Consider the following 11,991-nt stretch of genomic DNA (forward strand, 5'->3'; position numbering starts at 1 on the left):
TAATTTTTAACCGAATTTTAAATTTTATTAGGAATTCAGCAATCTGCAACCTACATTCGCACTGATTTTTATATTTTTTTAGACAAATTACCCAAATCTGTTATAAAAACCTAAAATATAAACACGAATTGTTATTTTTTTAATGGTCGATTTACTACTTGTCTTTTTAGAAGATATTATTCTGAATGAAATCCCGGAAATCGGTATTCAGATTGTTGACCTGTTTTTGGCAAAATTTAACACCATTAAACTTACCTTTTTAGAGGAATATTTCAATGCTGCTTTTATCTATAATTTACTGAAATTCATCATAATCCCTTTTCTTATTTCAGTAATCGGGCTTTTGATTTTTGCACTGGTATCAAATCGTTACAGGTCGGAACAATTGGACGTAAAAAGAAAAGAAATTGATGCCACTTTGAACAATTTCCTTACTGAAATGATTTTCCTGGATTTTGAGGCGGATGAAATCAAAAGCAGAATAGCGGCATTTAAGAAAACAATTCCTTACGAAGAAAAATGGTGCCGTTACCTGATTCTTAACAAACTGATTCATTTCAAACAAAATCTTCACGGCCTTCACAAAAACCGTATTTTGCTGATGTACAAATATTTCGGTCTTCAGGAATACAGTCAGAAACTGATTAATGACAAACGCTGGTATTTCAAATCCTTGGGTATTTACCATTATCAGGTTTTGGATTATAAGATCAAGAAAGGCTATATGAAGTCGTTCTTAAAAAGCAAAAACAAGTACCTGCGTTCCAATGCCTTAATTGCGGTTATTGCTTTATCCGATGAAAAATTCGGGGTTCTGGACAACTATCCGGAAACTATTTCAAGGGCGGATGAACTTAAAATCCTGGACATCATCTATCAGAAACAATCCAGAATACCAAAAAACATTGAGCAGTGGCTTTACAATTCAAATCATTCGGTGACGCTTTTGGCTTTGAAACTGATGATCCGTTACAAGGTGAATTTGACGCTTCCGCAACTTTCCTATTTGCTACTTCATGATGATGTACTGGTGAGAAAAGAAACGCTTTTGGCTATCAGGGAACTGGTCATCAAAGATGCTAATGAGAATTTAATTGCCCATTATCCGAAAGAAAACCACAAACGAAACAAGATTTCCTGTCTGAAAACCCTTGGCGTAATCGGGGATAGAACCACCTTGGAATTTGCCAAAACCTTGCTGCCCGAAGAAACCGACCTGGAAATCAAATTTGAAATCGTTAGCTGTATCCACAAACTGGATCAATCCTTTTTTGATAACTACAGCACTGATAATCAAGCTGAGAATAGCCTTATTCATAAGATTGCCTTACACGTTAAAAACCCTTATCTGAATTGAAAACAGCAGCATCCTTTATAAAGTACTACGAAATTTTTGCCGCTTATTATTCAATAAGTTATGTGGCGCTTTACCTGATTCTGGCGGTACTTTCCTATCTCGCGATCAAGAAATATTACAATTCAAAATATTACCTGCATAAGGATGTCCTGATAAAATCCAATCATACCATAGGCGTTTCAGTGATTGCCCCGGCTTTTAATGAATCAGCAACTATCGTTTACAATGTAAAATCCTTACTGGCACAAGTGTATCCGAAGTTTGAAGTTATCATTATTAACGATGGTAGTACCGATAACTCGCTGGAATTGCTGATTGAGGAATTCAGCCTGATAAAAGTCGATTTCTTCTATCAGGAAAAAATAAAAACCAAACCGGTAAGAGGCCATTACAAATCGACCAACCCGATCTACTCAAAACTTCTGGTAATCGACAAAGAAAACGGAAACAGTAAAGCCGATGCTTCAAATGCCGGAATCAATTCTGCCAAATATTCGTTATTCCTTTGTACCGATGTGGATTGTATTTTACGCAAAGACACCATCGCGATGTTAGCAAAACCTTTCATCGAAAACACTGAAAAAGTCATTGCAACAGGGGCAACAATCCGTATTTCCAACTCCTGTGAATTCAAGGATGGGGAACTTTACAAATCCCATTATCCGGACAATTTCTTTTCGCGTTTTCAGGAATTGGAATACATCCGATCGTTCATCTTCGGAAGAATGGCCTGGAGCCGTATGAACAGCTTGCTTTTAGTTTCCGGCGGATTAGGTATGTTCGATAAGGAAACAGTGATAAAAGTGGGTGGCTACTGGCACAAATCGCTCGGAGAAGACATTGAACTGATTACCCGCATGCGCAAATACATGCACGAGAGGAAAGAAAATTTCCTGATCAAATACATTCCGGAAACCCTTTGCTGGACGGAAGTTCCAAGTACTTTGGAATTGTTCATGCGACAACGTACCCGTTGGTCCAGAGGTTTGATACAAACCCTTACCCTTCACAAGAATGTTTTTTTTAACCCCAAATACGGAAAAACCGGGATGCTGGCCTTCCCTTATTTCGTGTTGTTTGAATTTGCCGTACCGGTCCTGGAAGTTGTTGGACTGGTGGTTTTACTACTGGACTTTTTGTTTTTTGATATTAACTATGAATTTTTGCTGATTGTCAGCATTTTTATTTATCTGTTCTATACGACAATTACCCTTATTTCGGTACTGTTGGATCAGCTCATTTACCGCCATTATTCGAGCATCAAAGAAATTTTGACGCTGATAGCCATGGTGTTTTTAGAGCCATTCCTTTACCATCCGATAACCATTTACACCTCATGGAAAGGCTATTGGAATTATTTCTTCCGAAAGAAACAGAAATGGGGTGTGATGTCGCGAAAAGGATTCATCAATTCAAATCAACCGGCGTGAAAAGAATAGTTTTTTTAATCAGTATCAGCCTATTTTTCAATATCACTCTGCACGCGCAGCAAGTAGATACCGATAGTCTTTTAAAGGAAGCTTCAAATGAACTGAATGTCAAAAAAGAGGTGTCAAAAGCTATAAAACTGGCACATATCGGTATAAAAGAAGCACCGGATTATCTTGATTTCCATCTGTTATTAGGAAGAGCGCATTGGCAAAACAAAGCGATTGACAGCGCACGCTACTACTTCAATCATGTCATCACAAAAAATCCTAAATACAAAGACGCTTTTCTGTATTTGTCAAAACTGGAACTGGAACAAAAAAAGGTTTCCGAAGCCAATACCGTAATCGACAACGGAATTTTGAATTATCCTGATGAAAAGGAATTCTACATCCTGAAAGCCGAAGCCATAAAAACAAAAAATGATGATGGAGAAACGATAGCATATCTGTCCAAACTGGCTGAAAAATTTCCGCACGACAAACGTTTTCAGGACGAAATCAAGGAGCTTAAACTCAAATCTGTTTCAGATCGTATCGGCGTGAATTACAACTATACTACTTTCAGTCGGGACGGAATCGGTCCTTGGCATTTGGTGGGTTTGCAATACATCCGTGAACGAAAAAAACTAACCTTAATCGGCAGGATAAATTATGCCGACAGACATTACTTCGGTGAAAGCCTGAGCAACGGTTTGCAATACGAATTTGAAACCTATTTCACCAACAGTGCAAAAAGTTATTCTTTTGCCAACATCGCCGTTGGAGATAAAACAGTATTTCCGGAATTCCGAATCGCTTATTCTTATTTCCGCAATTTAGGAAAAGGCTGGGAAGGAGATTTGGGTATCCGTTACACCAAAACAACCGATAAAGATTTATATGCCGGAGTAGTAGGCATCGGAAAATATACAGGTTCCTATTGGCTGAACCTGAAATCGTATCTGCAATGGCAAGAGGACAAAATGTACCCGGCTTTTATCGGAACTGCGCGTTACTATTTTGACACCAAATTTGATTATGCCACTGTAATAGCTGGCTACGGAACTTCTCCGGACGAACGCGTGACACTTGGACAATTCCAACAGCGAATCGCTTTAAACTCTTACCGTATCGGAGCCGGTTATTACCGTTTGCTTTGGCAGCATTACTGCGTTGGAATACAAGGCATGTACAACCGTCAGGAATATGCGCCGGACAATTACCAGGATGAATACGATTTGTTTTTATCCTTACAATACAAATTCTAAAACAACAACAACTCTCAACCAACAACAACTCTCAACCCAACAACAACCAACCATGAAAAAAATCCTGATCATCGACGACGACAAGATTATCTCCAACATCATTAACTTTCTGCTTAAAAAAGAAGGCTTTGAAGTGCACATCGCCCAAAACGGGATCGAAGGCATTGAAAAAATAAGCCAACTTAACCCGGATCTTATCATAACCGATATCATAATGCCTTATAAGTCAGGCCTGGAAATCACTATGTTTGCTAAAACCCACTATCCGGACACGCCTATTTTAATGGTTTCTTCATTAGGCAAAGAAGATCAGACCGTTACCGAGGTATTCAATTTAGGTGTTGATGAATTTCTGGCAAAACCATTCGATCCATCTGAAATCCTGACAAAAGTAAAATCGTTATTAGAACCGAATCTGGTATAAAGCCTTTCCTTTTTGCCCTATAAAGCACTCAACTGATTCGAAATACGGATAACTGGCCCAGAAATCGTATCTTTGCCGAAAATATCCGTTTTTATGAACAGTTTTGAGCAATTCAACCTACCAAAATCCTTACAGAAAGCCATCGACGAAATCGGTGTAACTACCCCTACGCCTATTCAGGAGCGTTCGTTTCCGGTGATTATGTCTGGACGTGATATGATGGGGATTGCCCAAACGGGAACCGGTAAAACCTATGCGTACCTGCTTCCCATTTTAAAACAATGGAAATTTACCCCCACCCATACCCCAAAAGTGGTGATTATGGTACCTACCCGTGAATTAGTGGTTCAAGTAGCCGAAGAAGTTGAAAAACTGACCAAATACATGTCCGTTCGTGTGCTGGGCGTTTTTGGTGGTGTAAACATCAATACGCAGAAAACTTCGGTGTACGAAGGCGTGGATATTTTAGTGGGAACTCCGGGTCGTATCATGGATTTGGCTTTGGACAATGTGGTTCGTTTTGATGAAATGCAAAAACTGGTTATCGACGAATTCGATGAAATCCTGAACTTAGGATTCCGTTTTCAGGTGACTTCCATCCTCTCGATGATGAAACCGAAACGCCAGAACATTCTTTTTTCCGCAACGATGACCGATGAAGTGGATGAAATCCTGGAAGACTTTTTCGATTTTCCAGAAGAAGTTTCGTTAGCCCCTTCAGGAACGCCGTTGGAAAAAATCAGACAGACCGTTTATCATGTTCCTAACTTCCTTACGAAAATTAACGTATTAAAGCATTTACTGACCGAAGACGAAACCATGGAGCGTCTTTTGGTATTCGTAAACAATAAAAAAGTGGCCGATATTGCCATGGATCTTTTGGAAGAAGATTTCCCGGGTCAGTTCGGGGTAATCCACTCCAACAAATCGCAGAATTACCGTTTGAACACCATGGCAACTTTCCAAAATGGTGAAATCCGGGGAATTGTTACGACCGATATCATGGCGCGTGGTTTAGACATTTCAGATATTACACACGTTGTCAACCTACAGTTTTCGGAAGTGCCGGAACAATATATTCACCGTATCGGGCGAACCGGGCGTGCGGACAAAGAAGGAATTGCCATCAGTTTAATTTCCCCAACCGAAGAAGAATTTCAGGTGGAAGCTGAACTTTTAATGGAAAAAGAATTGGAAATCCTTGAAATTCCTGCTTCTATCAAAATTGAAGAAAAACGCCTTGAATTCGAAAAGGAAAAGAAAAAAGTAAAATTCCTTTTAAAGAAACCAAAAGTAGAAGGTGGAGCAGCCTTCCACGACAAATCAGAAAAAAACAAAAAGGTTAACCTTGGAGGTCCCGGAAAACGTAATCCGAGAAAAACCAAACCGACCAATCGCGGTGTGGAGAGAACACGTGCAGCAAAAAGAAAGAAGAAATAATTCTAGTGACTAGTAATTACTCTAATTTAATTATCTTTGAAAAATCTTTAAACTAAATGCAATTCAAACATCCTGAAATCCTGTATTTCCTGTTTCTGTTGGTGATACCAATTTTAGTGCATTTATTCCAGTTACGACGTTTTAAGAAAGAGTACTTCACCAACGTCAAACTCCTTAAAGAACTTTCCATTCAAACCCGTAAAAGCTCGACCATCAAGAAATGGTTATTGTTGGCGACACGTTTATTGTTGCTTGCCTGTTTTATTTTTGCTTTTGCACAACCTTACTTTAAAGCCAAAGATAGCGAAAGCACCGGCAACGAAATGGTTATTATTTTAGACAATTCGTTTTCGATGCAGGCCAAAGGCAGCAAAGGCGAATTACTGAAACGCGCAGTTCAGGATTTATTAGAAAATACTCCCGAGAACCAACGTTTTTCCTTGGTAACCAATACTGAAACCTTCTGGGATACCGATATCAAATCACTTCAGAAAGATTTACAGAACCTTCAATACAGTTCGACACCTTTTCAGTTGGATTTCCTGCTGACGAAAATCGAAACGAAAAAACACGACGTTCCTCTTGACATTGTAGTCATTACGGATGCAGTAGGCACGAATCAAAAAGATGTGCAACGGCTTTCAGAACGAAAATCAGTCTACAGCCTGGTTGCTGAAGCGGAAAACAAAAACAATGTTTCCATCGACAATGTTTCCATCAGCCAACATCTGGACAATTTTTATGAAATAAAAGTGGATGTTTCGGCTTACGGTGACATCGAAAATGACATACCGATGTCGGTCTACAACAGTAAAAACCTGATCGCCAAAACAGTTGTAAAACCGGAATCCAATAAAAAATCGGTTACTTTCACTCTGCCAAAGAAAGATTTCCACGGATATGTTGCCATAGAAGATAACAGCCTTGCTTACGACAACAGCTTTTATTTCAGTATTTCCAAACCTAAAAAATCTAATGTGACCGTAATTGGAGAAGCGGCCAAAAACGAATTCCTTACCCGGATTTACACCGCAGACGAATTCCATTTCACCAATACCGAATTAAGTTCCTTAAACTACAACACCATTGGAAATCAGGACGCTGTGGTTTTAAATGAGTTAGAAGAAATCCCACTGGCACTTATCACGACACTTAAAGATTTTTATGCTAAAGGCGGAAACATTGTAGTGATTCCTTCGTCTGTAAGTTCATCGGAAAACTTAAATACTTTCCTGAGCAATTTCACGGGATTGAAAACCGGATCGCTTCAAAATCAGGAAAAACAGATTACCAAAATCGCGTTCAGCCATCCGTTGTACCAAACCGTTTTTGAAAAGAAAACCGACAATTTCCAATATCCGAAAGTAAACTCAGCCTTTACCTTTACCGGAAATATGGCTCCTATTTTAAGCTACGCCGACCAATCGTTTTTCTTGGGATCGGTAACTAATAAAATTGGTCATTTTTACCTGTTTTCGGCACCCGTAAACAAAACCAACAGCAATTTCCAGAATTCACCGTTGATTGTACCGACGTTTTACAACATGGCGCAAAACAATCAGAAAACCGGGATTTCGGCTTATATCATCGGAGAAAACCAAAACCTTATTCTGGATGTTTTATTATCGAAAGATGAAGTGGTAACCATTGCCAATGACAATTCCGACTTCATTCCAATGCAACAGATCCTGAACAACAAAATCAAGTTGTCTTTCGGGGATTATCCGGAAACATCCGGAAATTATTCGGCCTTAAAAAACAAAGAAAACCTGAAAAATATCAGTTTCAACCACGCGCGTACCGAAAGTGATTTAAGTCAGGTCAACGATAATTTATTTGATGCTTTTACTTCCGTGAATTCGGTATCCACAGTTTTTGACGATATTCATTCGGCACGGACCGGTAATGAAATCTGGAAATATTTCATCATCGCAACACTACTATTTTTACTACTTGAACTACTAATCCAAAAATTCGTAAAATGAACGTAATTTTTAAAAACACAACGATAATCGATACAGAAAGCCCGTTTCACAACCAAAAAATGGATATAAAAGTTGAAAACGGAATTATAAAAAATATTGGTCAGAATCTTTCAGCGGAAAATGGTTTTGAAGTTGTGGCGTTAGAGAATTTACATATTTCACAAGGTTGGTTTGATTCCTCAGTTTCTTTCGGAGAGCCTGGTTTTGAAGACCGCGAAACCATCGTCAACGGATTGACCACTGCAGCCAAAAGCGGTTTCACAAACGTAGCCTTGCAACCGAATTCACAACCTGTTATCGACAATCAGTCACAGGTAAGTTTTGTATTGAACAGAGCAAACGGTGCTGCGACGCAATTGCATCCGATAGGCGCTTTCACCAAAAACAGCGAGGGAACGGATTTAGCCGAAATGTTTGACATGAAAAATGCCGGAGCTGTTGCTTTTGGCGATTACAATAAAAATCTGGACAATGCTAATCTTCTAAAAATCGGCTTGCAGTATGTGCAGGATTTTGACGGTTTACTGATTGCGTATTGTCAGGACAAAACCGTAAAAGGAAGCGGCGTAGTACACGAAGGCTTAGTAAGCACAAGATTGGGTTTAAAAGGGATTCCTTCTTTAGCAGAAGAGCTGGAAGTAGCTAGAAACCTATTTTTAATGGAATACACTGGTGGTAAATTACACATTCCGACGGTTTCATCGGCTAAATCGGTGGAATTGATTAGAGCGGCAAAAGCAAAAGGTTTAAAAATTAGTTGTTCAGTAGCGGTTCACAGTTTAGTATTGACTGACGAAGTTTTAAACGGATTCGACTCAAGATACAAAGTAACGCCGCCCCTACGCGATGAGAACCACAGAAAAGCATTAATCGATGCGGTTTTAAATGGTACTATCGATATGATTACTTCTGATCATAACCCGATGGATATCGAACTGAAAAAAATGGAATTCGACAATGCCAAAAACGGGACAATTGGTCTGGAAAGTGCTTTCGGAGCCTTGCAAAATGTATTACCAACGGCTGTTATCATTGAAAAATTAACCGCCGGTAAATCGGTTTTCGGGATTGAAAAAGTTGCAATCAAAGAAGGTAACAAAGCGTGTCTTTCTCTTTTCACAACTGATGGTGCCTGGGAATTCTCCAAAGAGAATATTATTTCTAAATCTAAAAATTCCGCGTTCTTAGGGCAACCGATGAAAGGTCGTGCCTACGGAATTTACAATAACGGACAATTAATCTTAAACTAATCGTCATGGAAAACAATACAGTCGAACAGGGAAAAACAACAGCTATTATCAGCTATATTACCATTATCGGTACCATCATTGCCTTTTTAATGAATAACGAAAAGAAAAATACGTTTGCAGCTTTTCATATTCGTCAGGCACTAGGAATCAACCTTATGTTTTATATAATCGGCTGGTTTATAGGATATTTTAACAACTGGGGGGTTTCTTCCGCTTTTTATATTTTCTTTGTTGTTCTTTGGGTATTCGGATTGATTGGAGCAATTCAGGGTGAACAGAAAATTGTTCCTCTCGTTGGAAATTACTTCCAGGACTGGTTTAAAAATTTATAATTCATGAGCTTTTCACTATATCATCTCGTAAGAGAACCTAAAGTAAAATTGGACAAAAACCCTTTATTGCTTTTATTGCACGGTTATGGCAGTAACGAAGAGGATTTGTTCTCTTTTGCCAGCGAATTACCGGAAGAATATTACGTAATTTCCGCCCGAGCGCCATATTCGCTTCCGCCTTATGGAAACGCTTGGTACGCTATTCATTTTGATGCGGATGAGAACAAGTTCTCCGATAACGACCAGGCAAGGGAATCCCGCGATCTGATTGCAGGTTTTATTGATGAACTAATCGAAAATTATCCGATCGATCCTGAAAAAGTAACTTTGATAGGGTTTAGCCAGGGTTCCATTTTGAGTTACGCCACAGCACTTTCTTATCCTGAGAAAGTACAACGTGTGGTAGCCTTAAGCGGCTATCTGAATCTGGACATCATTGATGAAAACTTCAGAAACAAAGCTATTTCAAAACTAAAATTCTTTATCTCACACGGAAGCGTTGATCAGGTTATCCCGGTAGATTGGGCCAGAAAAGCACCTGAATTTCTTAAAGAACTTGGCTTAGAAGCGGTTTACAAAGAATATCCGGTTGGCCACGGCGTTGCCCCGCAAAACTTCTACGATTTTAAAAACTGGCTGCAGTCTTAAATAAAAAATCCCGCCAAACAGCGGGATTTTCTTTTATTGTTCAGCTTTGTCACTTCCGACAAATTTCTTTAGTTCTGCAACAGCGGAAACATATTGTATCTGATTCCTTTGTTTGAGCACATAGCCTTTCCAGGTTTCTAACATCCATTCCCCACTAACATAAGGTTTGCCTTCACTTTCTCTTTCCAAAAGCACGGATTTTTTGTTGTTAGGTAAGAACAATTCTGCTTTATCTTTCTCTTCATTGAAAATCACATAGGCATTTAAAGTTGCTTGTTCGTTGTCCTCTTCCTCCGCTTCAGCCTGATCTTTATAAGGGGCTAAACGATATCCTTCTTCAAAAACACGAATACAGTTTTTTCTAAGATCCGACCACATGTAACCTGCCGATGTCACACATCCTTTTTCATCTTTATCTGCCCCCAAAACAACTTTCTCATCATTGGATTTCCCCGTATCATCATTGCTGTGATCTTTGAGAATTAAGTCACAGGAAGCCAAAAGCAACGAAAGTGCAAAAACTATATGTAATGTTCTTCTCATAATCTGAATCTGATAAAAAATTAAAAACTCAAATCTAAGAATTTTTATTGTACTGGTTTTCTTGGCTGGTGCAAAATTGTTTCCACAGTTTCAAAATCCGTTGGTTTTCCATCATTTAAAAAATATTTGATCAGGATTTCACCGCGAATGGTTCCGGAATACACATCGGCAATAATCCATCTGTGGTTCAGGATTTTAAACTTATTGATGATAAACTTATTACCGTTAATTGGGTCATAAGGCACTAAACGATTACCGTTAGGCGCATCATTCAAAGACAACAATTCATTTCTTATTTGCTCCGTTAACTCCGGAATGCTGTAATTTTCAAGGTAATCCTTAGATTCATCATCCATTTCCAGTGAAAAATAATTAGCATCCAGCATTTGGTTATAAACAATATTGGAAGAATCTCTGACCTGTTTGATTTTGTCATCGCAATTTACGAGTTCTTTACTCTGTGTTTTCAGTATTTTAGTCGAATTCATGTACTGAAAAATGTTGAACAACAACGAAACAATAAAAAGGTATAAAACTGCTTTTTTCATATATATTAAATAGTAATTTCTAAATTATCGTAAGCTAAAAACACATTTTCAGGAAGTTTACTTTCTACTTCAGCATGAAAACCTAAATTGTGGCTTATGTGAGTAAAATAGGTCTTTTCAGGTTTGATCAACTGCACAAAATCCAAGGCTTCCTGCAAATTGAAATGCGTCGGGTGCGGTTCTTCGCGAAGGGCGTTCACCACTAAAACCTTCAGGCCTTTCAATTTTTCAATTTCTTCTTTATCAATGGTTTTCACATCCGTAAGATACGCAAAATCATCAATCCTGAATCCTAACACCTCCAAACTTCCGTGCCATACTTTTACTGGAATTGCGGTTTTATTACCGATGGAAAAGGGCTGATCGTTAATAATTTCATTTGCCTGTACCGATGGCGCCCCCGGGTAGCGGTTTTCCGTTTCAAAAATATAGCCGAAACGATCCTTCAGGCTCTTTAACACCCTTCCCTGAGCAAAAAGAGGAACATCACCCTGACGATAATTGTACGGTCGGATGTCATCCAGTCCAGCGGTATGATCGGCATGTTCGTGGGTAAACAGTATTCCGTCCAACTTTATACAGTTAGCATTGATCATTTGCTGACGGAAATCCGGGCCACAGTCGATTACATAACAATAGTCGTCCCAACGAATTAAGGCCGAAACCCGTAATCGTTTGTCCCTACTGTCCTGACTTAAACACACAGGATCTGTGCTTCCAATAACCGGAATTCCCTGTGAAGTGCCTGTACCGAGAAAATATACTTTCAAAAGAATGATTTTTTACA

At 38.9% G+C, this 11,991-nt stretch carries 12 protein-coding genes; 9 read left to right on the forward strand and 3 right to left on the reverse strand.

The window, feature by feature from the left end:
- The first annotated feature begins 142 nt into the window (after positions 1–142).
- From ACWPKD_RS13055 to ACWPKD_RS13095, 9 genes are all read left to right on the forward strand, one after another.
- On the forward strand, positions 143–1,357 hold the full coding sequence (locus ACWPKD_RS13055; RefSeq protein ID WP_455413125.1) for a hypothetical protein: 1,215 nt from the start codon (positions 143–145) through the stop codon (positions 1,355–1,357).
- On the forward strand, positions 1,354–2,787 hold the full coding sequence (locus tag ACWPKD_RS13060) for a glycosyltransferase family 2 protein (RefSeq protein ID WP_455413126.1): 1,434 nt from the start codon (positions 1,354–1,356) through the stop codon (positions 2,785–2,787). Before ACWPKD_RS13055 ends, ACWPKD_RS13060 begins: the two co-directional genes overlap by 4 nt.
- The gene (locus ACWPKD_RS13065; protein WP_455413127.1) at positions 2,784–4,034 is read left to right on the forward strand and encodes a YaiO family outer membrane beta-barrel protein; all 1,251 of its coding nucleotides are present in this window, start codon (positions 2,784–2,786) and stop codon (positions 4,032–4,034) included. Before ACWPKD_RS13060 ends, ACWPKD_RS13065 begins: the two co-directional genes overlap by 4 nt.
- Before the next feature lie 52 nt (positions 4,035–4,086).
- Complete coding sequence (locus ACWPKD_RS13070) at positions 4,087–4,458, forward strand: response regulator transcription factor (protein ID WP_455413128.1); 372 nt, start codon at positions 4,087–4,089, stop codon at positions 4,456–4,458.
- Between the two features lie 93 nt (positions 4,459–4,551).
- A complete protein-coding gene (locus ACWPKD_RS13075; RefSeq protein WP_455413129.1) occupies positions 4,552–5,898 on the forward strand; it encodes a DEAD/DEAH box helicase in 1,347 nt (448 codons plus the stop codon).
- 56 nt (positions 5,899–5,954) lie between these two features.
- Positions 5,955–7,883 (forward strand): vWA domain-containing protein, encoded by a 1,929-nt coding sequence (locus ACWPKD_RS13080; RefSeq protein WP_455413130.1) that lies wholly within the window; start codon positions 5,955–5,957, stop codon positions 7,881–7,883.
- Positions 7,880–9,133: a dihydroorotase gene (locus ACWPKD_RS13085; protein ID WP_455413131.1), complete on the forward strand. Its 1,254-nt coding sequence runs from the start codon at positions 7,880–7,882 to the stop codon at positions 9,131–9,133. Before ACWPKD_RS13080 ends, ACWPKD_RS13085 begins: the two co-directional genes overlap by 4 nt.
- A gap of 5 nt (positions 9,134–9,138) precedes the next feature.
- Positions 9,139–9,465 carry a DUF4870 domain-containing protein gene (locus tag ACWPKD_RS13090; protein ID WP_455413132.1) on the forward strand — a complete coding sequence of 109 codons (327 nt, stop codon included), beginning with the start codon at positions 9,139–9,141 and terminating at the stop codon, positions 9,463–9,465.
- A 3-nt stretch (positions 9,466–9,468) separates the two neighbouring features.
- Positions 9,469–10,113 carry an alpha/beta hydrolase gene (locus tag ACWPKD_RS13095; protein WP_455413133.1) on the forward strand — a complete coding sequence of 215 codons (645 nt, stop codon included), beginning with the start codon at positions 9,469–9,471 and terminating at the stop codon, positions 10,111–10,113.
- 33 nt (positions 10,114–10,146) lie between these two features.
- Here the strand turns inward: ACWPKD_RS13095 and ACWPKD_RS13100 are convergent, their stop codons facing one another.
- From ACWPKD_RS13100 to ACWPKD_RS13110, 3 genes are read right to left on the reverse strand one after another with little or no spacing between them, the layout of a single operon-like run.
- Positions 10,147–10,656 carry a hypothetical protein gene (locus ACWPKD_RS13100; protein ID WP_455413134.1) on the reverse strand — a complete coding sequence of 170 codons (510 nt, stop codon included), beginning with the start codon at positions 10,654–10,656 and terminating at the stop codon, positions 10,147–10,149.
- Between the two features lie 44 nt (positions 10,657–10,700).
- On the reverse strand, positions 10,701–11,204 hold the full coding sequence (locus tag ACWPKD_RS13105) for a hydrolase (protein WP_455413135.1): 504 nt from the start codon (positions 11,202–11,204) through the stop codon (positions 10,701–10,703).
- 5 nt (positions 11,205–11,209) lie between these two features.
- On the reverse strand, positions 11,210–11,974 hold the full coding sequence (locus ACWPKD_RS13110; RefSeq protein ID WP_455413136.1) for an MBL fold metallo-hydrolase: 765 nt from the start codon (positions 11,972–11,974) through the stop codon (positions 11,210–11,212).
- Positions 11,975–11,991: the final 17 nt, after the last annotated feature.

The sequence above is a fragment of the Flavobacterium pedocola genome (assembly GCF_053764385.1).